The sequence below is a fragment of the Microcoleus sp. Pol17C6 genome (assembly GCF_036701145.1).
Taxonomy (GTDB): domain Bacteria; phylum Cyanobacteriota; class Cyanobacteriia; order Cyanobacteriales; family Microcoleaceae; genus Microcoleus.
The window spans coordinates 1-24,708 of record NZ_JAUBQH010000033.1; the positions used below are offsets into that span (position 1 = coordinate 1).

16 protein-coding genes are annotated in these 24,708 nt (G+C 46.9%); 11 read left to right on the forward strand and 5 right to left on the reverse strand.

Features of this window, described 5'->3' with window-relative positions:
* Positions 1–81: 81 nt before the first annotated feature.
* Entirely contained in the window at positions 82–1,311 is a 1,230-nt protein-coding gene (gene nagA, locus QUA25_RS17325) for an N-acetylglucosamine-6-phosphate deacetylase (protein WP_333039899.1), read from the reverse strand.
* A 235-nt stretch (positions 1,312–1,546) separates the two neighbouring features.
* Between nagA and purE the strand changes: the two genes are divergently transcribed.
* Positions 1,547–2,068: a 5-(carboxyamino)imidazole ribonucleotide mutase gene (gene purE / locus QUA25_RS17330; protein ID WP_333039901.1), complete on the forward strand. Its 522-nt coding sequence runs from the start codon at positions 1,547–1,549 to the stop codon at positions 2,066–2,068.
* An 83-nt stretch (positions 2,069–2,151) separates the two neighbouring features.
* Entirely contained in the window at positions 2,152–3,753 is a 1,602-nt protein-coding gene (locus tag QUA25_RS17335; RefSeq protein ID WP_333039902.1) for an ammonium transporter, read from the forward strand.
* A gap of 304 nt (positions 3,754–4,057) precedes the next feature.
* Here QUA25_RS17335 and QUA25_RS17340 read toward each other — a convergent pair whose 3' ends face one another.
* Positions 4,058–4,660 (reverse strand): IS607 family transposase, encoded by a 603-nt coding sequence (locus tag QUA25_RS17340; protein ID WP_333039903.1) that lies wholly within the window; start codon positions 4,658–4,660, stop codon positions 4,058–4,060.
* 282 nt (positions 4,661–4,942) lie between these two features.
* On the opposite strand from QUA25_RS17340, the gene QUA25_RS17345 reads away from it, so the two are divergent.
* The 8 genes from QUA25_RS17345 (at position 4,943) to QUA25_RS17380 (ending at position 18,177) form a co-directional block, all read left to right on the forward strand.
* Positions 4,943–5,860, forward strand: a complete 918-nt coding sequence (locus QUA25_RS17345; protein WP_333039905.1) for an SGNH/GDSL hydrolase family protein — start codon at positions 4,943–4,945, stop codon at positions 5,858–5,860.
* 442 nt (positions 5,861–6,302) lie between these two features.
* Positions 6,303–7,736: an ammonium transporter gene (locus QUA25_RS17350; protein ID WP_333039907.1), complete on the forward strand. Its 1,434-nt coding sequence runs from the start codon at positions 6,303–6,305 to the stop codon at positions 7,734–7,736.
* Positions 7,737–8,010: 274 nt separating this feature from the next.
* Positions 8,011–9,219, forward strand: coding sequence for a 4-hydroxy-3-methylbut-2-enyl diphosphate reductase (locus tag QUA25_RS17355; RefSeq protein WP_333039909.1), 1,209 nt, complete (start codon positions 8,011–8,013; stop codon positions 9,217–9,219).
* 733 nt (positions 9,220–9,952) lie between these two features.
* Entirely contained in the window at positions 9,953–11,911 is a 1,959-nt protein-coding gene (locus tag QUA25_RS17360; protein ID WP_333039912.1) for a CHASE3 domain-containing protein, read from the forward strand.
* A complete protein-coding gene (locus tag QUA25_RS17365) occupies positions 11,874–12,335 on the forward strand; it encodes a response regulator (protein WP_333039915.1) in 462 nt (153 codons plus the stop codon). The genes QUA25_RS17360 and QUA25_RS17365 overlap by 38 nt, the downstream gene beginning before the upstream one ends.
* Before the next feature lie 180 nt (positions 12,336–12,515).
* Positions 12,516–13,991, forward strand: a complete 1,476-nt coding sequence (locus QUA25_RS17370; RefSeq protein WP_333039917.1) for an ATP-binding protein — start codon at positions 12,516–12,518, stop codon at positions 13,989–13,991.
* A 423-nt stretch (positions 13,992–14,414) separates the two neighbouring features.
* Positions 14,415–17,333, forward strand: coding sequence for a PAS domain-containing protein (locus tag QUA25_RS17375; protein WP_333039919.1), 2,919 nt, complete (start codon positions 14,415–14,417; stop codon positions 17,331–17,333).
* A gap of 346 nt (positions 17,334–17,679) precedes the next feature.
* Positions 17,680–18,177, forward strand: coding sequence for a hypothetical protein (locus QUA25_RS17380; protein ID WP_333039921.1), 498 nt, complete (start codon positions 17,680–17,682; stop codon positions 18,175–18,177).
* Between the two features lie 65 nt (positions 18,178–18,242).
* On the opposite strand, the gene QUA25_RS17385 is transcribed toward QUA25_RS17380, so the two are convergent.
* The 3 genes from QUA25_RS17385 to QUA25_RS17395 form a co-directional block, all read right to left on the reverse strand.
* Complete coding sequence (locus tag QUA25_RS17385) at positions 18,243–18,608, reverse strand: response regulator transcription factor (RefSeq protein ID WP_039886668.1); 366 nt, start codon at positions 18,606–18,608, stop codon at positions 18,243–18,245.
* Between the two features lie 322 nt (positions 18,609–18,930).
* Positions 18,931–21,267, reverse strand: coding sequence for a polysaccharide biosynthesis tyrosine autokinase (locus QUA25_RS17390; protein WP_333039924.1), 2,337 nt, complete (start codon positions 21,265–21,267; stop codon positions 18,931–18,933).
* 135 nt (positions 21,268–21,402) lie between these two features.
* Positions 21,403–22,875 carry a polysaccharide biosynthesis/export family protein gene (locus QUA25_RS17395; protein ID WP_333039927.1) on the reverse strand — a complete coding sequence of 491 codons (1,473 nt, stop codon included), beginning with the start codon at positions 22,873–22,875 and terminating at the stop codon, positions 21,403–21,405.
* Between the two features lie 205 nt (positions 22,876–23,080).
* On the opposite strand from QUA25_RS17395, the gene QUA25_RS17400 reads away from it, so the two are divergent.
* Complete coding sequence (locus QUA25_RS17400) at positions 23,081–24,502, forward strand: O-antigen ligase family protein (protein WP_333039929.1); 1,422 nt, start codon at positions 23,081–23,083, stop codon at positions 24,500–24,502.
* Positions 24,503–24,708: the final 206 nt, after the last annotated feature.

The window sequence follows — 24,708 nt, forward strand, 5'->3', positions numbered from 1 at the left end:
TAGAGACATAAGATAGGCTGCACACTGAAGTTATCTTTCTGTTATTATAGGATCATTCATTCTGTGGGACTCTCTAACAGGCTAAAAGAGTCGATGCCAAGTCAATTCCTTTGTCGCCGCATTTAAATTCCAGCGCAACAATTGAGTTGCCGATTTGCCAATAATTCCCGAAATTCCGATCGCCCTTCTCGGAGATTCAGTTGCCAGGGCGATCGCACTTTCGGCATCGCAAATCCCCCACTCCACTAAATTCTGCACTCCCGCCAACAGCGGCAGAGTTGTACCCGCCAAAGTAGCAGATTCCAGGGGCGAGTGGTAATCTAATCTTACCCAAGCTGTACCTTTTCTGACTTCAATTTGTCGGGAATCCCAAGGATAAACACCGTCAGGCAAACCCAAAGGAGCCAAAGCATCGCTCACTAAAAAAACGCCTTTTTGATACCTACCAGCGCGTAGCAAAAAATCAATCATTGTCGGAGCAACGTGTTTCCCGTCAGCAATTAAACCGCATTTTACGCCCGGATAAACAATCGCCGCTCCCAACAAACCCGGTTCTCTGTGGTGCAAACTCGGCATCGCATTAAAAGCGTGAGTTACCATTGAAGCTCCCCGCTCAAATGCTTGCTGTGCTTGCTCTGCTGTCGCTTGGGAGTGTCCGAGACTGACGAAAATTCCCAAACTTTGCAAATAGGAAATGACTTCGCCAGTGCTGTCTAACTCCGGCGCTAAAGTAATTATTTTGACAATATCGGCACAATCTCCTAAAACTTGCTTGACATTTTCTATAGTGAGCGGTAATAAAAACTCAACTGGGTGAGCTCCTCGCTTTTGTGGGTTGAGAAAAGGGCCTTCGAGGTGAACACCGATAATTTCCGCTGTTTTCGGCTTAATTGTTGCCGGAGCAGCGGTTTGTACAGTTCGGATATAATCGGCTATAGTCGAGAGCGATCGCCTAAACTTATCCAGCGAAGTTGTCACCAAAGTCGGCAAAAAAGCATCGACTCCCTGATTCCACAAAAATTGACAAATTTTCGGCAAAATTTCAATATGCTTGCTTTCTAAATCGGGAAAAGCAAAACCGAGGGCGCCGTTAATCTGCAAGTCAACACCGCCTAGAGAAAGCCAATCGCCTCCTACATCAAGCACGTGCAAATGGGGAGGACAAATCCGTTTAAATACGGCGTCCATCGGCCAAACTTCTTGAATGATGCCCGTTTCGTCAATAGCAAGCATCTGCAAATCCTTGCAACCGGGGAGGCGAACATTGAGAATATCTGTGGGGGAGGCAGTTGGGGTTGTGGCTTCAGTCATCCGATTTTAGATTTTAGATTTTAGATTTTAGATTTAATATTCGCTACGGATAAATCCGGTGGCTGGCGATGAGGAGGGGGAGCTTTTTGCTTTTTGCTGGCTCCAGGGCTGCTCAGACGGGGGCTTGTGGCAAAATTGCTTTTAAGGATCAGTTTTGGTACAAAATATCTAAATTTGAGTTAACGCAATCATTATAAAATTAGCACTTATCTGAAATCTAAAATCTGAAAATTTTATGAATCAAGCGACAGTTGGAATTATCATGGGTAGCGATTCGGATTTGCCAACCATGAAAGATGCGATCGCAGTTTGCGAAGAATTCAGTGTTGCTTGCTCCGTGGCGATCGTCTCGGCGCACCGCACCCCTGAGCGCATGGTGCAATACGCCCAAACCGCTCACCAACGAGGCTTGAAAGTCATTATTGCAGGTGCCGGGGGAGCGGCGCACCTCCCGGGTATGGTAGCATCTTTAACCCCCTTGCCAGTAATTGGCGTGCCGGTATCGAGCCGCCACCTGCAAGGCCTAGATTCGCTGTACTCGATCGTGCAAATGCCAGCGGGGATACCCGTAGCAACAGTGGGGATCGGCAACGCTAAGAATGCTGGCTTGCTGGCAGTTCAGATACTGGCAGCTCATCAGCCGGAATTGCTAGAGCGAGTCTTGCATTACCGCAAAAATTTGTCCGAATCTGTACTGAAAAAACAAAATCAATTAGAAGAGCTAGGCTATCATAACTATCTCAATCTCAACAAATAATCCATAAACTTTTGTAGTAAGATTGGAAAGTTTTCCGAATATTGCTGAGCTTACTAGCCGTAAAGAGGGTAAAAGTGATTAAAATGACTGTCGGAAAGAAAAAGTCGAAACAAGTCAGGCGGGATGCTTTAAAGTTGCCAGCAGCTAATTTTTTGACCAAAGTTAACAGGTTCAAGAAATTACAAAGGGCGATCGCCCGCCTCACTCCAAGTTGGCAAGCCTGCATACCTTTAGCTGCAATCATTGTCTTGGTCTGGGGATATGCGGCGGTAGCCCAAACAGCTCCCGCGCCAACCACCGAGGAACAATTAGCAAGCCTTAAGGTGGGCATGGATACCATGTGGGTCATGGTGGCGGCAATGCTAGTGTTCTTTATGAACGCCGGTTTCTGTATGTTAGAAACAGGGTTTTGCCGTCAGAAAAATGCGGTTAACGTGTTGTCAAAAAACTTGATTGTTTTTGCGCTGTCTACGATCGCATATTGGGCGATCGGCTTTGCCTTAATGTTCAGCGACGGCAACGGTTTTATCGGCACCAGCGGCGGATTTTTTCTGTGGAATGTAGCCGACAACAGCCCCGCCACAGGAGATGCTTATCAAGGTATTTTCGACTCGCTTAACTGGACGGGAGTGCCCCTCAACGCTAAATTCTTTTTCCAGTTAGTTTTTGCGGGAACTGCTGCGACGATCGTTTCGGGAGCAGTTGCAGAGCGAGTGAAATTCATTGACTTTTTAATTTTCAGCTTGCTGCTAGTAGGCATTGCTTACCCAATTACCGGACACTGGATTTGGGGCGGCGGCTGGCTGGCAAAAGCAGGCTTCTGGGATTTTGCCGGTTCGACAGTGATTCACTCGGTAGGCGGTTGGGCTGCTTTGATGGGAGCGGCATTTTTGGGGCCACGGATCGGCAAGTACCGCGACGGCGATACTGTGGCGATGCCGGGACACAATATGAGCATTGCCACCCTGGGCTGTTTGATTTTGTGGTTGGGTTGGTTCGGGTTCAATCCCGGTTCGACAATGGCAGTCGATCCAAATGCGATCGCCCATATTGCGCTCACCACCAACACTGCGGGTGCCTTCGGCGGAGTTGCTGCAACCATTACGGCTTGGCTGTACCTGGGCAAACCCGACCTTTCGATGATTATCAACGGCATCCTCGCAGGCTTAGTCGGGGTAACAGCGAGCTGCGCTTGGATCAACATCCCCAACTCTGCCATAATCGGCACGATCGCCGGTATCCTGGTAGTTTTCGCAGTAACTTTCTTCGACAATTTGAAAATTGACGACCCTGTAGGCGCAACTTCAGTTCACTTAGTCTGTGGGATCTGGGGAACTCTGGCAGTGGGCTTGTTTGCGGACGGCCCTACAACTGGACTTTATACTGCAGGCCCGGCAGCCGGATTGCTGGTGGGCGGAGGTTTCGGTCAACTTTGGGCGCAGTTGGTCGGCATTATCTCTGTAGGCGGGATGACCGTGCTGCTGAGTACGATTTTTTGGGCCGCACTCAAAGCTTTGCTGGGTATCCGCGTTTCTGCTTTAGAGGAGGCTGAAGGTTTGGATATCGGCGAACACGGGATGGAAGCTTACACCGGGTTTGTGAAGGAAACTAGCTTGGAAAACAGAAGTGAGACCAGCTACGGCGGTTATGGTGGGGGTTCTGGAGGCAAGACTACCAAACTGTAAAGCGTGCGAAGGGAGCGACCAATTCAGCTTTCGTGTCCTAGATTAGCTATTTATCAGCTAATTCACGCCTTTATTCAGAAACACCACAATCTGAAATAGTCGCCAACTTATGGCAGTCTATCGTTGTGCTCGCGTTTAAATCTTCGATGCGAACGCGGGCATATTTTTATTGTTAGTTTACTTTTAATGGCGTACATATAGCAGTTTTCGATTGCATGAGATCGGCGCCAATAATTGTTAATTGGTAATGGGGAAATAGGAATTGAGAATCTGTAACTGCGAGCGTTGAAAACTGGTGTATTGGTTAGAGTTTATCGGCAATTGCTTTAAGTTCTTCAACGATGCGCTTGTTCTTGTGATCCCTGCTTCCATAGAGGCGGGCTGAGAACATCGTGATTATTTCTAGTAGCTCTTTAGCTAAATCCTCGTCACAGCTAGTATTTTCGGTTTGATTTATAATCACTACCTCTGTCCCAAAGTGTTCGCACAAATTAAAAATTAGTTCAGAACCAAATCTCAGCAGTCTGTCTTTGTGAGTTAATACCAGCCTTTCTACTTGATTGTCTGCGATCGCCCGAATTAGATGTTGTAAACCCCGCTTACTGTAATTAACCCCAGAACCCACATCATCAATGATTTGGAATTGCCAGCCGTGAGATGCACAAAACAATTCCAAAACTTGTTTTTGTCTGTCTAAATCATCTTTTTGGTCGTGGCTGCTAACCCGAGCGTAAGCAATGGTTAAAGCGCCGTTGGGTTTTAATCCGAGAAGATTAGCTAGGTCATAGCGTCTGTGACCGTTAGCGGTGCGTTCGGGTATTAGCTTGCCTTCGGCTTCCCACCGACGCAAGGTGGAAGCGCTCACACCTTTAAGTTTGGCTGCTTCAGTTATAGTTAATTTTTTCATTTTTGGATTTTAGCATCAGAAATGGGTAATTTCGGTAAGTTTTAGATATATTTTTGTCCCGGTCTGCGGGTTGGACAAATCCGATTGCGGAGCCAGAAAGTTTGGTAAGCAGATTTTTTATGGTAAAGTAGTGCGAAAAAGCAAAGTTCTGCATCGCCGCCCTTGCCCAACACAGCACAGTGCTTGATTCTTACAAGCATTGAGGCTTTAATTGAGTGGTAAAATTTGATGCAGCAATCAGTGCAAATTATTCGGTGTGAGGCCTGCAAATAGCTTGAGTTTATGGAGAAGTTTGGAGGAGGTAGCAGAAGTAGAACTCATAAATCCCTCTTAGGGATGGAAGTTAGCCGATCGAAAACTGTTCCGGTTTGGGCTTTGCTATCTTTGGTGACGAACGGGGTACTGATATTCACAGTTGCTCAACTACTGCTGCGGGGAAACAACTTGACAGAAAGCTTCCAGGCGAATGATGCGGTGAAGGCAGAAGCGGCTGAGGAACAAATTGGCCAACCAGTGATCTCTACAAAGGCAGTGCTAGACGTGCCTGTTGCCGGACCGCGACATAAATGGACTTACCAGCAGTGGGTGACGCAGTTGGGTCGCGAAGCTGAGGCGGCGGCGGCGAATCGACCCTCAAGGCTGAGTGTTTTGGCTGGGGATTCTCTAAGTATGTGGTTTCCGACCAAACTGTTACCAGTCGATCGAATTTGGCTGAATCAAGGGATTTCCGGGGAGACTTCGGTGGGTTTGCTGAAGCGGTTGCAGTTGTTCGATCGAACTGCGCCGGATACGGTGTTTGTGATGATTGGGATTAACGATTTGTTGCGGGGAACCAGCGACGAAGGGATTTTGGACAACCAGCGGCAGATTATTCGCGATTTGCGCTGGGCTCACCCCAAAGCACAAGTGGTTGTGCAGTCGATTTTGCCCCACAGCGGGGAACAAGCTACTTGGGAAAATCGCGATCGCCTGTTGGCGATTCCTAACAGTCGGATTAGGGCAATAAATCGACGGCTGAAAGAAATTGCTAGTTCTGAAAATGTTTTGTATCTGGATTTGTACCCGCTGTTTGCGGATGCTGACGGGAATTTGCCAACTGAACTCAGCACAGACGGCTTGCACCTTAACGATCAAGGTTATCTGGTTTGGCGATCGGCCCTGCAACTGTTCGATCAGATTCAGTTGAAAAATGAGTCATGAGTCATCCGTTTTAAAGATAAAGGATAAAGTAACATTCTCCCTAACTCTCCCCCTCTCCTCCTCCCACTCTCCCCAACTCAAAACTCTTGCCATCTCCTCAACTCCCCCTCCCTGACTACTATGTGGTCATTAGCTATGTCAAGTCTCCACTGATAGATTAAGAAATATGATAGTTAGCTATTTGGTATAGGGTGATACAGAATAACTGTTGGTACAAATGGTGCAATCCAAAAGGCATAGACCATTGGATTGAGGGTTGACGAATTTAGATGAGTCCGGCTATACGAAGTCGGGGGGTTGAGGATTGGGGAATTATCTATTGAAGATTTGTTCCGCTAAAACAGGGACTTAAAACCAAATAACTATTGCATCTAAAATCCTCGCGTCTAAAATCGGCTCGGTCTTCCCTGAAAATTGCTGAGTATGAGAAGGTACAACTAACGTGATCAAAAAAAGTTTAACGATCGGCATCATCGCCCTGTGGCTGTTAAGCGTACCGCTGACGGACAATGCCTTAGCTCAAGATGCTGCTGGTACTGCTGCTGCGGTGGCGCCGAATCCGATCGACACCGGCGATACGGCCTGGATGTTGGTCTCCTCAGCACTGGTGCTGTTAATGACACCAGGGCTGGCATTTTTTTACGGGGGACTGGTGCGATCGCGCAACGTCCTCAACACCATGATGATGAGCTTAGTCATGATGGGAGTTATCGGCGTCACCTGGACGCTGTGGGGCTACAGTTTGGCCTTTGACGTTTCCACTCCAGCGTCCGAAGGCTTTGGTCAAGGGATCGAAAGCTTCATCGGCGGCTTCGACTGGATGTTCTTGAACAAGGTCACGGCGGACACACCAGATCCGATCGGCTACGCACCGACAATACCCCACCAAGTCTTCATGGTTTACCAGATGATGTTCGCCATCATCACTCCAGCCTTGATTTCCGGGGCGATCGTCGAACGGGTAACATTTAAAACCTATTTCTGGTTCGTGCTGCTGTGGTCTACCTTCATCTACTCTCCTTTAGCTCACTGGGTTTGGGGTAGAGGCTGGCTGCAGGCGATCGGATCTCTGGACTTTGCCGGCGGCACAGTGGTACACATTAGTTCCGGTGTTTCTGCGGTTGTCGCAGCTTGGATGATCGGGCCCCGCAAAGACCACTTGAACAAGCCCCACACCCCCCACAACGTACCCTACGTCTTGCTGGGAATTGGCCTGTTGTGGTTCGGCTGGTGTGGCTTCAACGGCGGTAGCGCTTTGGGAGCTGGTTCTTTAGCAGCAGTGGCTTTTGTCACCACGATGATTTCTGCAGCAGCCGGCGGTTTAACTTGGACAATTGTGGAATGGGTGCTCAGAGGCAAACCGACAGCAGTGGGAATTGCTAGCGGTTTCCTCGCGGGATTGGTGGGAATCACACCTGCGGCTGGATTCGTACTTCCAGTGGGGGCGCTTTTGATCGGATCGATCACTTCGGTTGCCTGCTTCTTTGCCGTTAGTTTCCGGGCTAAGCTAGGATTTGACGACTCTTTGGATACCTTCCCGATTCACGGCGTCGGCGGAACTATAGGCGCGATTCTGACAGGCGTGTTTGCGACTAAAGCGGTTAATGCTGCCGGAAATGACGGGCTGTTTGCGGGGAATCCGGGGCTAATCGTGACCCAGTTTATAGGCGTTGTAGTTACTTACGTGTTTGCGGCTGTCGGCACTTTTGTGATCCTGAAAATTTTGGGGCAGTTTATGGAACTGCGAGTGCCGTCATCTGCTGAAGACCAAGGTTTGGATATCGGCGAGCATGGGGAAGAAGCTTACGGTGAGGATTTTGCCGGGGGTTTCAGTTCGTTTGAATCGAGTTCTCCTTTTGCGCCTAAGAAGATTTGAAAATAGCCTAAGACTGACGCACTCAAGCCTGTGAAACCCAGTTCCTTTGGAGATTTATCGACTCCCAACCCCGATTTTTCTAATAAACCGGATTTCTTTGCGGGATTTTGTGCAGAAGAAGGTTTGAATCTGTGATTGGCAGTCAGAGTCAATAATAGTAGTTGGGTTGCCCCGTTTTGCAATTGTTGCAGGCGGGGTTTTCAAATTTGAGATGAGAATTCTCCAATGGTTCTAAAATCAAAGGTAATTAACCTAGATTTCAACTCGATACCGCATGGATACTAAAGCTTTTAAAAGATCGCTCCAACAGTCTGAAAACTACCACCGCAAGGGTTTTGGACACGAAGCTGAGGTAGCTGGGGTAATGCAGACGGCTTATCAAAGCAGTCTGATCCAGCAAATTCGCGACAATAATTACAGGCTAGAGCGCGGCGCAGTTACGATCCGGCTGGCTCAGGCTTTTGGCTTTTGCTGGGGGGTGGAACGCGCTGTAGCTATTGCTTACGAGACTCGCCAGCATTTCCCAACCGAACGGATTTGGATTACTAATGAGATTATTCACAATCCGTCTGTCAATCAGCATTTGCGGGATATGGAAGTTGGTTTTATTTCTGTTGAGAAGGGACAGAAAGATTTTTCGGTTGTCGATAGCGGCGATGTGGTAATTTTACCAGCTTTTGGAGCAAGCGTCCAAGAAATGCAGTTGCTTAATGATAAGGGCTGCAAGATTGTTGATACTACTTGTCCTTGGGTTTCTAAGGTTTGGAATACTGTTGAAAAGCACAAAAAGAGGAATTATACTTCGATTATTCACGGTCAATACAAGCATGAGGAAACTGTTGCTACGAGTTCTTTTGCTGATAAGTATTTGATTGTATTGAATTTCCAGGAAGCTGAATATGTCAGCAATTATATCTTGCATGGGGGCGACCGCGATGAATTTCTTGCTAAATTTAGCAAGGCTTGTTCTGCTGGTTTTGACCCAGATGTGGATTTGGAAAGTGTTGGTATTGCCAACCAAACTACTATGCTCAAAACTGAGACAGAGAACATTGGCAAGTTATTTGAAAAAACGATGATGCGGAAGTTTGGGCCTGAAAATTTGAACGACCATTTTCAGAGTTTTAATACTATCTGCGATGCAACTCAGGAACGCCAAGATGCTATGTTGAGTTTGGTTGAGGAAAAGTTGGATTTGATGCTGGTGATTGGCGGTTTTAATTCTTCTAATACTACGCATTTGCAGGAAATTGCGATCGACAAAACTGTTCCTTCTTATCACATTGATTGTGCGGAGCGCATCTTACCCGGAAATCGGATCGAACACAAGCCTTTGGGGGCCGATTTGGTTGTAACTGAAGGTTGGCTACCGGATGGTAAAATTGTAGTCGGCGTGACTTCGGGTGCTTCTACGCCTGATAAGGTTGTTGAAGATGCGATCGATCGCATTTTCGCGATGAAAGCAGCGGCTGCGATTGTGTAATTATATTGTTTCGGCACTGCACTCGGAAGCATATTTTTCTCAGTGCAGGGCAAGTGTCTCTTTGCGAGTGCGATCGAGCGTCTCGCTCGCAAAAAGAAAGATATAATTCTGATGTTAAACTAACTTCAACGCATTAATTCTCTGCAATTACCCGATCGCTCGCATTTTTGATTTCTGATACTATTCACCCGCGTCATCGCCTCTGTGAATTTCTCCCTGCCTCCAACAGATTATTTTTTAATTAATATATTAAAATTTCGCCTTTTTTTTGGTGGTAAAAAGCTTGACTTGGCTAGTTTTACAAGGTATTATTTAATAATGCAAACAGTAGCTAAAATTAAATTTATGTCACTACTCCGATTATCTAAAATATACCCCAAAAATCAACTGAAGTCAATACGTAAAAACTCTTTTCTTTGCGCCACAATTTCAAACTGCCCAAGGAAAACGAACGATACAAAACTCGATACAAAAAAGGCGAATAAAGCTTTGCAGGCTATCCTAGATTGTGTGGCGTTTGCCTGAATCACGAGAGGCAAGAGATCGATTTATGCCATCTCCGACTTAAGAGGGATGCGAGGAGGAGCGAGGCTAAACTAAACACAAGATAGATCGCACATTTGAGCCTTAAATTTATAGGCTTTAGTCGCCGTTTCTGACCGCGCCAAAAATTCGGATAGTCTTAATCCAGCTAAAATAAAAGAAAAAGCAGGACTCGCGTGCCGAGTATTTCATGAAACAATCCCTGACTCGCCAAATCACCGCAGGTATCGGAATGGTCGTGGCGCTGCTAATTTTCAATGCGGCAACTTCCTACCGCAACACTCTCAAGTTAATCGAAAACGAACGGTGGGTGAGTCACACTCACCAAGTTTTAACCGAACTCGAAGCTACGCTTTCCACGTTAAAAGATGCTGAAACCGGACAGCGCGGTTATTTGCTGACGGGAGAAGAACGGTATTTAGAACCGTATTACAGCGCGATCGCCCGGATCAACCAGCAAGTAGTCGGATTGCAGCAGCTAACGGCTGACAATAAGCGGCAGCAACAGCGCCTTCGCGATTTGGAAATTGCGATCGACTCTAAATTAGCCGAACTTGAAAAAACCATCAATCTGCGACGCCAACAAAACTTAGAAGCAGCCCTGCGGCGAGTAAAATCCGGTAGGGGAAAGCAAATCATGGGCGACATTCGGCAGCAGATAGCCACCATGACTGCGGAAGAAACTCAGCTATTGCAGCAGCGCGCCCGAGAATCTCAAACGAGCGCTACTTTGACAATCGTGACTTTTACCGTTGCTGCTTTAGTAAATTTCCTGTTGATGGTGGTGGTTTACTATTTGGTGAAGCGCGATCAAACTTTGCGCGACAATGCCGAAATCAAGCAAAATCAACTGTTAGAACAGCTAGAACACGATCGCCACTCTCTACAATTAAGCGAAGAACGTTTCCGCCGCGCCATTATCGAGGCACCGCTGCCAATTATGCTGCACGCTGAAAACGGAGAAGTTTTGCAAATTAACTGCGCTTGGACAGAACTATCAGGGTACGAATACTCAGAAATTCCCACCATTGAAGATTGGACAGAAAAAGCTTACCACAGCCGCAAATCCCTAGTGCAAGCAGATATTGATCGGCTGCACAAATTAAACGCCCGCATCTCTGAAGGCGAATATATGATTGCCACAGCCAGTGGCGAAAGTCGAATTTGGGACTTTTATTCCGCACCTTTAGGCCAGCTTTGCGACGGCAGAAGTTTAGTAATTAGTACCGCCATTGACGTAACTGCGCGCAAACAAGCAGAAGCGGAAATTCGGATGCTCAACGCTACCTTAGAACGGCGAGTAGAACTCCGCACCAATCAACTTCAAGCAGCTAATGAAGAATTAGAAGCTTTCGCCTATACCGTAGCCCACGATTTGCGTGCCCCCCTGCGGGGAATGCAAGGATTGGCTGAAGCTTTATTAGAAGATTACCGTGACCTCCTCGACGAACTCGGTCAAGAATACGCCCAGCAAATTGTTAATTCTGGCCAACAACTAGAAGAATTAATCCAAGATTTGCTAGCTTACAGCCGCCTGAGCCGCACTGATTTATCGCTGCAAGTTTTAGACTTAGAATCAGTTGTGGCCGAGGCAATTGCTATGGTAAAAGCTGATGCTAAATCCAGGCACGCTCAAATCAGTGTTCGATCGCCCTTTCCTGCGGTAATTGCCCACCGCGTTACTTTAGTTCAAGTAATCGCCAATCTGCTCACCAATGCTATAAAATTTGTGGAAGGCACACCACCCCAAGTGCAGATATGGGCCGAGGAACTTAAGCTGCCTCAAGAGGGAGAGACAGACAGGGATATAGCCCGAGAATTGGAAAGGCAAACTGTGGGACAGTGGGAACATTCCCAGTTACTTATGGCCAGCCCTCTAGTCCCAGTCGGCCTCATCCGTCTTTGGGTAGAAGACAACGGCATCGGTATTGCTCCGGAACATCAAAAACGCATTTTTCGGGTTTTTGAACGCTTGCACGGTATCGAATCTTACCCCGGAACTGGTATAGGATTAGCTATTGTAAAAAAAGGAGTTGATCGCATGGGCGGTCAAGTTGGAGTGGAATCTCAATTAGGAAAAGGCAGTCGATTTTGGATACAACTGAGGAAGCATGACCCAAACGCAGACGATTTTGCTGGTGGAAGATAACCCCGTTGATATTCTATTGATGCAGCGGGCATTTCGCAATGAGACTTTTGCTAATACTTCGCTGCAAATTGTCCGAGATGGAGATGCAGCGGTTTTTTATTTAAATGGGGACGGAGAATACAGCGATCGCGATCGCTATCCTTTGCCTGCGATAATTTTACTGGATTTGAAATTGCCCAGGCGATCCGGTCACGAAGTTCTAGTTTGGCTGAGGCAGCAGCCGGAACTAAAACGCTTGCCCGTGGTTATGCTTACTTCTTCTAGGCAAACACCTGATGTTAAGCGAGCTTACGATTTAGGGGTAAATTCTTATTTGGTTAAACCAGTCGGGTTTGCTTCTTTATTAGAAATGATGCAGAGTTTTAACGAGTATTGGCTCAACTATACCGAACTGCCGGAACCTAGAGAATTTTCTGGTTTGTAGTGGCGGTTTCCCGGTTTTTCTTCCTGGTTTCCTCGTTACCAGACTCTTCCTGGGAACGAGGAAATTAAGTTTCTAGTCAGGAAGCCAGTTTTCTATCATCTTAAAGGGGCCACCTCCAACATTTTTATTATTAGTGATTGAACGGCACTCTAGCTAACAGCCCAATTATAAATTGTTAAAGTGGTACACATTCTGGTAATTGACGACAACCCAACGGATCGGCTGCTCGTCAAACGCGAGTTAGAGCGGCAATTCTCGCAAGTGCAAATAACGGAAATTTCCGACGATATATTATTGGGGGAAGCACTGAATCGAGGCGGATTCCATCTGGTAATTACCGATTACCAACTACGCTGGACGAACGGTATAGATGTGCTTAAAACTATCAAAGCCCGTTATCCAGAATGCCCGATTGTAATGTTTACGAATACTGGCAACGAAGAAATTGCTGTAGAGGCGATGAAATCCGGATTGGACGACTACATTATCAAGTCGCCGAAGCACTATGTCCGCCTGTGCGTTGCGGTTCGCGGCGTACTCGATAGAGTTGCCGCCTGGGAACGAGTCGCCCGACTAGAAAATCAACTTAATTCTCTGCTAGAACGCTTAAATGTCGGAGTTTTTCGAGCGACTTCCGAGGGGAAGCTTTTGGAAAGCAATCAAGCTTTTTTGCGCTTGTTTGATGCCAGCAATTTAGCAGATGTCCAAGGGATTTATTTGCAGCAATTATTTTTGCAACCGGTAGATTCCGGGGAGTCTCGGTGTCAAAATCTGGAAATTACATTTCCTTTGGCAGACGGTCGAGTAAAATGGATTCGGTTTAATCAATATGTGTACAGCGCAGAAGGTGAAAGTACGATCGACGGATTGGTGGAAGATATTACGGAACTCAAGCAAGCTGAACTTGCTTTGCGCGAATTTAATGAAACTTTGGAAGAGCGGGTGAGAGAGCGTACTGCTGAATTAGAAGAAGTTAATGCACAGCTCGAATCGTTTACCTATTCAGTTTCTCACGACTTGCGCGCTCCTCTGCGGGGAATTTCGTTTTTTGCTGAAATGTTGCTTAAAGAGAAAGCCAGCGAGTTGGAGGCTACCGCACAGGATTACTTGTATCGGATTAATGACGCTGCAAGTCTGATGAATACTTTAATCGAAAATTTGCTAGAGTACAGCCGCCTCAGCAAAGCTAACTTGCCGCTAAAAGCAGTGTCTCTTAATTTAATTGTGGCTAGCTCGATCGCGCAACTAGAGGCGGAAATTGCTCAAAGACAAGCTCGGATAACGGTTGTTGAACCGCTACCTACTGTGTTAGCCCATCCTGCTACGCTGCTGCAAGTCTTGGCTAACTTGCTCTCCAATGCTATTAAGTTCGTGCAGCCTGGGATAGAGCCGCAGGTGCGAGTTTATGCAGAAGCTGAGGAGGAATATATCTGTCTTTGGGTAGAAGACAACGGGATTGGTATTGCCGAAAAATTTCAAGAGAGAATTTTTGGGTTGTTCGATCGCCTGCACGGTCAAGAAGTGTATCCAGGGACGGGAATTGGGCTGGCGATCGCTCGCAAAGGAGTCGATCGGATGGGGGGTGCGATCGGGCTGAAATCGACTTTGGGAATAGGTACCCGCTTCTGGGTAAAATTACGCAAGTGCGAGAGTTGAGGAAGCAAGTTCGGCAACGCGCAGTGAATCGGGATTTAAAAAAGATGAGGTTCTACGCAAGAGAGTTTTAACAGCAATATTCTGCTGTAGCTGACAGAATCAATCAACGCGCTTCTTCACACCAGCACACAGAATAAACAAGTAGTATAGTGAGAGTTAACGGAGATATTGCACCGTTCCCGGCTGAGCAGGCTTTCCGATCAGTTCTACAACCACTTAATTAATTTGCTTGTGGGCGATGCTCCTAAAATGCTGGTTGAGTATATTACAGGCTGTAAAATATAATATAAATACAAGTAACTACCATAAACTTATTGGCAAGTCTAATTAACCAGCCAAGTGCATATTTAAATTGTCGAGATAGCTTAATAACATATTGTTAAATTTAATAATGTATGCGCCAATACAAAAACTAAAAGCCCAATGGTGTCTATTCTGTTAATCGACGACAACCCAAACGATCGCCTGATGATCGATCGAGAACTGAGGAAAAGTTTTTCCGATTTAGAAATTAAATCGGTTATTGATATCAAAACTCTCGAACAAGTCCTGGCAGTCGGGGGTTTTGATATAGTAATTACCGACTACCAACTGCACTGGAGCGACGGATTAACTATTCTCCACAAAGTTCACAGCCGCTACCCAAATTGTCCGGTAATTATGTGTACTGACAGCGGCAGCGAACAAGTGGCAGTCGAAGCTATGAAAGCCGGCTTAAGCGATTACGTGTTCAAAGGGCGGTACTTAAAGCGGCTGGCGGGGGCCGTGGGCGAAAGCTTGAAAAAACAGCAGTTGCGCGAGAACTACGCGAGAACGTCGGCGCAGTTGGCAATTTCCGAGGAAAGGCTGAGATTGGCGATCGAAGCCTCGAAAATGGGAACTTGGGATTGGAATGTATTAACTGGCGAGGTCGTTTGGTCGGAGGGACACGAACTGTTATTCGGGTTGGAAAAAGGCAGTTTTCCGGGAACTTACGAAGCGTTTTTTGCCTGCATTCACCCGGATGACCAGGCCTCGATCGCCGACGCTCTTGCCTTTGCTTTAGAAAACAAAACAGAATACAAGTACGAATTTAGAGTTTTTTGGCCCGACGGCAGCTTGCACTGGATCTCGGGTAGGGGCAAGTTTTTTGATGATGATACAGGTAAATCGGTGCGATCGATCGGCGTGGTTTGGGATATTACGGATCGCAAATTATCGGAAGCGAGGGTGCAAGAAAGCGAGGAAAACTTGCGCTTTGCCCTAGAAGCAGCTAGCATGATCGCTTTTACCTGGGATTTGGCATCGGGGGAAGTCCGCCGTTCGTCCAATGCCGAAACACAGATGGGTTTGGGACCAGACAGCACCTTTGGTACTTTTGAGCAAAAAAAGAATGCGGTGCATCCAGAAGACCGCGAAAGGTTTTTGGCAGATGTGGATGCAGCACTCACCGGCACGGGAGTTTACGAGTCGGAGTACCGCAAAGTGCGACCCGACGGCTCAGTGATTTGGCTTCACGACAAAGGGCGAGTGGTTTTTGACGCATCCGGTACACCCCTTCGGCTGTCCGGCGTGGCGATCGACATTACTGATCGCAAACAGTTAGAATACGACCGCTCGCGGGCGTTGGCCCGCGAGCGGTCGTATTTGCACCGCCTGCAAAAGTTAACCTCCGCGTCAGTTGCTATCAACTCCACGCTGTCGGTAGCAGAAATACTTCAGTTAGCTGCCGATAGCGCCCGCCAAATTCTGGAAGTCCACCAGGTAGCGGTCAACCTCAACCCGGCAGCCAACTGGGATGCGGGAATTAGCAAGTTTTCCATGTCAGAAAAATACGCCGCGTGGCAAGATTACTGCGAGGAGCCAGACGGTACGGGCATTTACCAACAAGTTTGGCAGCACCAACAGGCGATGCGAATGACTCAAAGCGAGTTAGAGGCTCACCCGGCTTGGCGGGGGTTCGGCAAGGCTGCGGGGAAGCACCCGCCGATGCGGGGCTGGCTGGCTGTACCGCTGACGACTCGGGACGGCAGAAATCTGGGATTGATTCAGTTGTCGGACAAGTATGAGGGGGAGTTTGCCGAAGATGATGAAACTATTTTAATGCAGTTGGCTCAGGCGGTGTCGGGGGCGATCGACAATGCCCGACTTTACGAGGAATCTCAGCAGGCAAATCGCATGAAAGATGAGTTTTTGGCAACTCTTTCTCATGAGTTGCGATCGCCCTTAAACGCGATTTTGGGCTGGGCGCAACTGCTGCAGCAACGCAGTTTGAATCCGGCTGCTACTGGGCGGGCTTTAGAAACGATCGAGCGAAATGCTAAATTGCAAACTCAATTGATTGATGATTTGCTGGATATTTCGAGAATTATTCGCGGCAAGTTGACGTTGAATCCTTGTGCGGTAAATTTGATTTCGATGGTGGAAGCAGCGGTGAATACTGTGCGGTTGGCTGCCGATGCTAAGTCGATCGATTTGCGGTTTGCAATTGGAGATTTGGGCTTGGAGACTGCGGAATTTTCCGAAATTGGGAAGGTTCCTGGGAATCTTGAATCTCAGTTAAATCAGAAATTTTGGGTATCAGGAGACCCCGGCCGCTTGCAGCAAGTGATTTGGAATTTGCTGACGAATGCGATTAAGTTTACGCCGCGCGGGGGGCGAGTTGAAATCCGGCTTTCGAGAGTTGATTCGGATGTTGAGTTGGCTGTTACCGACACGGGAATTGGGGTTGCACCGAATTTTTTGCCTTACGTGTTTGAGTCTTTCCGCCAAGCGGATGCTACGATTACTCGCAATTATAGCGGTTTGGGGCTGGGTCTGGCGATCGTCCGGCAGTTGGTAGAACTCCACGGTGGCACGGTTTGGGCCCAGAGTCCGGGACTGGATATGGGATCGACTTTTAGTTTCCGTCTCCCTGCGATGCAGGTAAATTCGATCGCCGACGAGGAAGCGCAGGTTTTGGCTGGCGCTGGTAATTTACTGGGAGTTAAGGTTTTGCTGGTTGATGACGAGGTTGATTCGCGGGAATTTATGAAGTTTGTCTTGGCAGATGCCGGGGCTGCTGTCATGGCTGCATCATCTGCTGCTGAGGCGTTTGAGGTGGCTTCGCAGTTTAGCCCGGATATTGTGGTCAGCGATATCGGAATGCCGGAGGAAGATGGCTATTCGCTGCTACGAAGGCTGCGTTCTTTGAACACGCAGACAGGGAATTTTTGGGCGATCGCTCTGACGGCTTATGCTAGGGATGAAGACCGCGATCGTGCTTTTGCTGCGGGTTTCGATCGACATCTCTCTAAACCTGTGCAACCGGATGTCTTAGTAGAGACTATACTCCAGTTGAGGCCGCAAGGGCTAACAACGTAAAAAATTCTCTTAATAATTGGGAATTGGTAATTGGAAATTGGTCAATTGGAAGTGGGAATTGTGTTTTTAGTGACGACTTTAATCCTAGTAAAACTCGCTCGTACTTGCCTTCCTCACTACAAATCTATAATGCTGATTATACCGGACACGACCTGATTAACCCGACTGGATATCGACGGAAATCGCTCAACAGAGAAATATAAAAATTTGTATTTTTCAAACTTTTAAAATTCTGCTTGTGGGGCTTTGTTTCGAGTTCGCCTAAAATATGCAATTTCTATGCCGATTAGGTGATTGGTTTGTGTTAATATGCTAAAATATCCAACAACCACGCGGTAATAATTAGGTGGACAAACTTCAGACAGATATAGAAGCAATTTACTCTCAAATTGAGGAATTGCGCCTGGAACGCCAGCAGCTTAGTATTGCCGATGTTGTCCCATCCGGTGATTCCCCCCAAGCGATAGCCGATGCTTATCGGCGTCACGCGAGGGAAACAGCACAAGTGTCGGCCGAAGTCAAGGGTATAGATGACGCGATCGCGGCTCTGTCTGCTCAACTGAGTCAGAAACAGCAGCAGTCGGTAAAGTTGCAAAGAATCACTCCGATGGAGGAGCAAGTTGAAGAAGGAAGATTGCTCGCTCAGGGACACGCGGAACGGATTAATGAACTGGCGGCGGAACTGGCGGCGGAAGTGAAGGGACTCAAAGCTATCGCCGACCAAATTAGTCCCAGCTACTGGCAGGTTTATTACAAGCCTTTTATTACTGGTTTTAAGAGTATTTCTGTTCCCTACGTGCGATCGGACGGGGATGTTTGGACTATTGTCAATCGAGTAGTTTAGAGAGGCTGCGGGAGCAGAAATAATCAGCGCTCAAGACAATTTTTTCCTGTCCCTATTCCTCAACCTCAACCTCGCAGCAATTGCTTAATAGTGCCGACCAATTCCTGTGGGTGAAATGGCTTGGCGATGTAAGCGTCGGCTCCTTGTTTCATTCCCCAATAGCGATCGAACTCTTCGCTTTTGCTCGAACACATTACCACCGGCAAATTTTGGGTTTTAGGGTCGCTTTTGAGCCGGCGACAGACTTCGTAGCCGTTCATCCGGGGCATCACGATATCCAGAACGACTAAATCTGGGCGGTTAGCCTTGATCTGTTCTAGAGCTTCTACGCCATCACTCGCTACCGTGACGTTGAGTCCTCTACCTTTGAGCAAGTCGGCGATCATCTCCCGCAGAGTGACGCTATCATCAACAACCATAACTGTACTCATAGAATAATCCCTACCAAGTTTCTGGGTTGAAACGTTCTCATTAACGTTTACACTAACGTTCACCTTCAAAGGTGTCTTTTCCTGATTGAGATTGCGCTCTGCTAAATGTAGTTTACCCACTTTTGCTGATTTCTCAATCATTTTCTGAGTAATTACCGCAAAATTTAAAGATCCGCGCAATCTCGGTTGACACACGAGGCTATGTCCGTTAGTCTATCATTTTCTTTCTCAAATGGTACTATTATCAAAAAATGAGGGTATAGCTTGGTTGTGCGTTTCCGGTTGAGGACGGCGGCGCTCGGCCGCCTGCATCAACATTTGTCTACTTAGGATGTTTCGTACCTAAAGCCGAGAGTTTTTGGTCGTAGAGCGTGTCTAAAACAACCGGGCGCTGGCGGTAGCTGTGACCAGTGTTTTTGCAGCCATTAGCAACGATTCCCAAGACGGAAGCTCCAGAAATCTTTAATTCTTCTAAAACTTTGCGAACTTGCGATCGGTCTGTTTGCCCAATTTGGACGACCATAATCGTAGCGTCTGTGTGAGCTGCGATCAAGTGGGTGTCTGCCAAGCCTGCTAGTGGCGGGGTGTCATAAATTACTAAGTCAAAAAATGCTTGAAATTGCTCCATCAGATAGTGCATTTTTTTGGAAGAAAGAAGCTTGATCGGATCGGGGGGAATTTGGCCTGCGGTGAGTACGAACAAATTTTCTTGGTTCGGGGCTCGTTGAATCGCGTCGTTGAGACTGAGATCTGTGGAAATGGCATCGCCCAAGCCACGCACGTTTGGCAGTCCTAACTTCGCGTGCAGTTGCGGGCAGCGCAAATCTGCATCTACTAACAGCACTCTCTGTCCGACGGCTGCTGCTGTGGCTGCCAGGTGCAAAGCTACTGTAGATTTGCCGTCTCCGGCTACGGCTGAGCCGACTAAGAGCGATCGAATCGCCGTGCCTGCACTGAGCAAGTGAATGTTCGTGTAGAGCGATCGAAATGCTTCTAAAAATTGATAGTCCAAGTCGCTTAAAATACTTGGTCCCCCGCTCATCGAAGCAGTATCTCTAGGTTCGCCCAGTTCGACTACTTCCACTTTCGAGTTCGATCGAGCCGATGTTAGTTTTCTCTGTCTGGCTGGCGGTCTGCGCTTGACTTTTTTGGTAAACGGAATCACCCCGAGTATTGGCAATCTTGTGGCCATTCTCAGTGATTCTGGAGTGTGGAACACAGTATTTAGTACCTCTACAAGCAAGCCGACTGCTATGCCCAGCAGACTGCTTAAAATTACTGCCAGCGCTAACTGTTTTTTGGTTTGTTTGACGGTAGCTGTTATAGGCCTGCCAAATTTGTCTAGCGGAATTTCCGGAGGATTTATCAGCACCCAGGGTATTTGCTGCTGAGCCGCATCAATCCGCAAGGCTTCTCGTTTTGCCAAGAAGTCCGACAAACTCTTAGTAACTACTTGCAGTTCCCGCTGTAAATTGTCGTATTGTCGGGTTGTAACTGAAAAGTTTCTGATTTTTTGGTTGAGACCATTTTGCAAAGCAGTCATTTCGCGATCACGCGCTTCAACTTCTTTAATTTGGGTTTCTAAATTTCTCATCACCACTTCTCTTGCTTGTTGAGTGGCGGTTAAAACCAGTTCTTCCCGACTTTTTCGCAACGCTAAAACTGGCAAACTGTCTTCTCTGTACTGAGCTAATTTTAATGACAATTCCGAGTCTATTCTCTGAATTTGACCTAAGAGTGCGCCGTAAGCTTGTCCTTGGGTCATCAGCAGCCCTTGAGGATTATTTTCGTTGAGTAGTTTTTCATAGCTTTGGTAGAGGTTTCGCATCCCTTTTAGTTGAACTCTAATTTCTACTTGCTTACCCCGAATGCTTTGAACTTGTTCAGACAGAGATTTTCCCTCTATCTGAGGTTCAAACAAGTTGCTTTGCTGCCGCAGTCTTTGGACTTGCAGTTGCAGAATTTCCACTCTTTCTCGGAGCTTGGGCATCTCCGTATCTATAAATTTAATACCTTGATTAATGCCCATCAGCCGTTGCTGCAAGCTGTAATCTAGATAAGCCTTAGAAATTTTATTCAGTACGCTGTAAATTTTTTTTCGGTTTGAATCTTTGTAACGAACTTGTAAAATTTTTGTGCCTTGCTGTTTGCCATCTTTCGTGTAGCTGATGCGCTGGATCGACATTTTTGAGATCAGTTCGCTATAGTTCATTTTGGGATACGAAGCCCGCAATTCCTCAATCACTGGCTGCATCATTTTGGGACTTCGCAAAATCCTAATTTGGGTTTCGTAGTCTAGTAGGCTAATTCCTTCTATATTAATTCTTGCTAAGTCCGCCGCTTGGGTATTGTTTAATTGTTTGGATTGCAAACCTTCAGCCGTGGCTGGTTCTACTAACAGGGAAAAAGAGCCTTCATACTCGACCGTTATGCTTTTAGAAGTGGCGACGATCGCTGTTCCTGCCAGGGCGCTCAAAGCTATCGTGGCTGCTGCCATGACCAGGAAGCGACGGCGCACGACGCCTAACAACCAAGACAAGTCTAGCTTTTCTTCTTCTCTCTCCTCTACGAAGTGATCTCTGTAGTTCTGAGCAGATAACTCCGGCAGTTTGCCATTCGATTTGGGTGTGAAGGGTTGGTAATCTTGTCTGCTATCCATATTCAGCCAGGGTATTTTTGAGGTTGATGTTTTTGAGGTTGATATTTTTGAAGCGGCCAGGTTGCGGTTGGGTAATCTTATTGTTTCGTTTATTCTAGCCTTTGCCAGGAATTATCCACCTCACCCGCCGCCTTCTTACCTGAATAAAAATCGGAGAACGTTTATAAAATTTAACACTCCCGTAGCTGGCCCGACAGGTCCTATTACAGCGTTCATGCGATCGACAAAATTGACGAGCCCCCTGCGAGATACGATAATCATGTCGTTGTTGCGAAGTTGAGGATTGGTTTCTTCGTTAATTCCTTGACTTAAATCGACTTGGATCGTCCGTTTAGTAGCTGTACCGTCGTTATTCAGGCGGACTAGCTCAACTTTATCTCTTCTAGCTCTGGTATTCTCGTACCCAAAAAATCCTCTGGAAATTAAAGCTTGATTCAGCGTGGCATTAGCTGGGAGTCTCAAGGGATCGAGGGATGTTCGGAGTTCTCCTACTACAAAAACGTTAATGCCAGTGGGAGCAAAGTTAGTGTTCGCGAGCACACCAGCTTCTGCGGGGTTGACGATCGTTGCTTTGGGCACGATGATCGTGTCTCCCTCCTGGAGGATGGTATCTTGAGCGCCGTCGCCGGACTCTAGGAACTGCCACAGGTTGACTGGGATAATTTGTTCGCCTCTTCTGGTGACGCGCCGCACTTGGATTTGCCGGATGTCGGCATCGGAGGTGATGCCGCCGGCTAGCTGAATGGCCCGGATGACGGTGGGGAAACCTTCGCGGCTGAGGTCGTTTGTGGTGTTGCCGCCGATGACGACGTAAGCCCCTGGGCGGGTGACTTGACCAACGATGGAGATCGATCGAGGTTTTTCTGGGGGTGGCGAAAAGTTTGCTGTCGCAAATTGACGAGCTTCTGCTTGGTTGAAGTTGGCGACTGTGGGAATCACGATTGTGTCTCTGTCTTGCAAAATGATGTCTTGAGAGATGTCTCCTTCTTGCAAGAATTTCCACAGGTTGACGTTGAGCACTTGATCGGGGCCGTCTCGTTGGGGACGGCGGACGCGGATGTTGCGGATGTCGGCGACACCCGTGACGCCTTCTGCGAGTCTGATCGCTTGGGTGACGGTGGGGTACTGGACACTCGGCGAGGCTCCCGGCCCGGGAGTTAGGGTAATAGTGAAGTTTCCGGGCCTGGTTACTTCTCCGATGACGCCGACGTTGAGGGGGCGGGCAGCGACGAGGCTGACTGTGACTATGGGGTCTTTGAGGACGCGGCGGTAGGCGTTGCGGATGATGTTGGTGGCTTCTACTAAGGTGCGGCCGCGGATGGAGACCAAGCCGATCAGGGGCAGGTTGACTGAACCGTCGGAAAGGACTTCGTAGCCGCGGCTGAGTTCGGGTACTTCGAGTATTTCTACTTGGATGCGATCGCCGCCGCCGAGTTTATAGCTTTCCGGCGCTCTCCTAACCGGCGGAACCGTCTGGGCTTGCTCTGCGCCTAGGGGGATGGGAAGTTGTGCCGGGGTGCTTCTGGCGTCAGCGATAACAGTGGAAGCAAACAAGACAACACCCACAACCGACGGGGCTATCTGTCTTGGAAAATGGGTGTTAACCATACACCACCTAATTTTATTGACTATGATTTATATAAGTGTAGCCTTTTGAGTGCGGGGCAAAAATCTCATTATTTTAAGCTATCGCCGAAAAAAGGATGCTCTATTTTTGCTTTATCCCTAATTTCTGTGTTAGCGTGGTTGCGGGTTGACGGCTATATTTTATATCTATATAATTTGATATTGTTGGTGACAAAGGAAAGCAATTATGACTCAACCAGTGTCTATACCAAATATGGTGAAAGAGCTGATTTTAGGTACTTCTTCCTTGACATGGATGCTAATTGCTATAGTCGCGATAGTAACTCTACTATTATTTCAATTTGCTAGTTATAAAAAAGTAGGTCTGGCTTTAGAAAAAAGCTTTGCTGGTCTTTACATTTTTATCTCTCCATTTCTGACACAACCTCCTTTTAATTACTTGCATTTTGTTAACTTGAAAGATCCCGAAGGTGGTATCTTAAAACTCATACCTTATTTTTTTTACCCTTGGGTAGTATTAGTTTTAACTTCAAGGGTTAAAGTTTTTAGTAGCAATTTTATAGAGATTTTTGCTAAAATATTGAGGATGAATCCTTTTTTTTTACTTTATACATTACTTCCATTACTATCTACATTATGGTCTCTAGTTCCTGAAGAAACGCTAAGAGCAGGGCTAGCTTTTTCAGGATTTACTGCTTTCGGGTTTTACATTGCAGCCCAATATAAATGGGAGGATTTATCTCGTTTTTGGCGCTGGGGATACACGGCAATCGGTTTGGCAAGTTTTGTAATGAAACCCCCTGGAGCAGGCGATTTTGTCGGCTTAACCCAATCTAAAAATTCTTTGGGGGGAGTCTTAGCTCTCTGTACGGCATTTTGGTATTTGCACTATTCTCAAGGAGCTAAAACTCAGAAAGAGCGCTGGATTGCTTTGGGAATGATGTTCTTTTCATTTTACCTAGTAAGGGCTAATAAATCGGGATCTGCTCTAGTGATTACTATCATATTAATAATTGCAGTGTCCTCACTAAATTTTTTAAAAAAATTAACTTTTCAGTGGGCATTTACTGCGATTATATGTTTCCTGGTCGTCAGCATAATTCTGACTGTTTTTGTAGTAGACAACCTAGAGGATATTATTGTAGGTGGGTTAGGCAAGGACTTGACTCTAACTGGGCGGACAGAATTCTGGCCGCAGTTAATGGCTGCGGTCAATCAGCGTCCCTGGTTTGGCTACGGATACGATGGATTTTTTCAACAAGATAAGTTAGGAGCGGGTACTCCTGCTTATTTTATTTATACTCCTAGTGGATTTCAACCTGAAAACCCTCACAATGGGGGGATTGGGATATTGTTAGCCTTCGGTTGGCCGGGATTAATTTTAATGATGACTTCCTTGCTGCTCAATTTAGCTTACGCAGTTCGGTATTTGAGTCGTAGCACGTTGGAAGGAGCAGGAATACCTATTTGTTTTCTAGTCTCTATTATTATGAGCAACATCACAGAAGGTTATATTATAGATATAGGAAATCCTTGGCTGAGTTACGTAATGTTGACGGTTCGACTTGCGATAGATAATGCTAACAATAGTTCTAACAGTAGCACCAGTAACCCTCAAAGGCGTTCTTTAGCTCGCACTGTCCATTGAAGTAAGCTTTATTGGGCGGATCGGGGGTCAAGTTGGGGAACATCTCCTATTTGTAAAAACACTTCTTCTGGCTCCTTCCTTCTTCCTCTTTCCTTCTGCCTCCTGCCTAAAAACTCCAATTTCTAGGTCTGCTGCAAAAGTGAGATGTTCCCTCAAGTTGTGATATGTTGTTATAGGATCAACCAGTCTAATTTTGCGAGATTGCC

Excerpts from the sequence above, each read along its gene's own strand:
- QUA25_RS17360 (WP_333039912.1), top strand. The coding sequence starts at position 9,953 with ATGAAACAATCCCTGACTCGCCAAATCACCGCAGGTATCGGAATGGTC.
- QUA25_RS17340 (WP_333039903.1), bottom strand. The coding sequence starts at position 4,660 with ATGAAAAAATTAACTATAACTGAAGCAGCCAAACTTAAAGGTGTGAGC.
- QUA25_RS17345 (WP_333039905.1), top strand. The coding sequence starts at position 4,943 with ATGGAGAAGTTTGGAGGAGGTAGCAGAAGTAGAACTCATAAATCCCTC.
- QUA25_RS17365 (WP_333039915.1), top strand. The coding sequence starts at position 11,874 with ATGACCCAAACGCAGACGATTTTGCTGGTGGAAGATAACCCCGTTGAT.
- QUA25_RS17335 (WP_333039902.1), top strand. The coding sequence starts at position 2,152 with ATGACTGTCGGAAAGAAAAAGTCGAAACAAGTCAGGCGGGATGCTTTA.
- QUA25_RS17400 (WP_333039929.1), top strand. The coding sequence starts at position 23,081 with ATGACTCAACCAGTGTCTATACCAAATATGGTGAAAGAGCTGATTTTA.
- QUA25_RS17375 (WP_333039919.1), top strand. The coding sequence starts at position 14,415 with ATGGTGTCTATTCTGTTAATCGACGACAACCCAAACGATCGCCTGATG.
- purE (WP_333039901.1), top strand. The coding sequence starts at position 1,547 with ATGAATCAAGCGACAGTTGGAATTATCATGGGTAGCGATTCGGATTTG.
- QUA25_RS17390 (WP_333039924.1), bottom strand. The coding sequence starts at position 21,267 with ATGGATAGCAGACAAGATTACCAACCCTTCACACCCAAATCGAATGGC.
- nagA (WP_333039899.1), bottom strand. The coding sequence starts at position 1,311 with ATGACTGAAGCCACAACCCCAACTGCCTCCCCCACAGATATTCTCAAT.
- QUA25_RS17385 (WP_039886668.1), bottom strand. The coding sequence starts at position 18,608 with ATGAGTACAGTTATGGTTGTTGATGATAGCGTCACTCTGCGGGAGATG.
- QUA25_RS17355 (WP_333039909.1), top strand. The coding sequence starts at position 8,011 with ATGGATACTAAAGCTTTTAAAAGATCGCTCCAACAGTCTGAAAACTAC.
- QUA25_RS17395 (WP_333039927.1), bottom strand. The coding sequence starts at position 22,875 with ATGGTTAACACCCATTTTCCAAGACAGATAGCCCCGTCGGTTGTGGGT.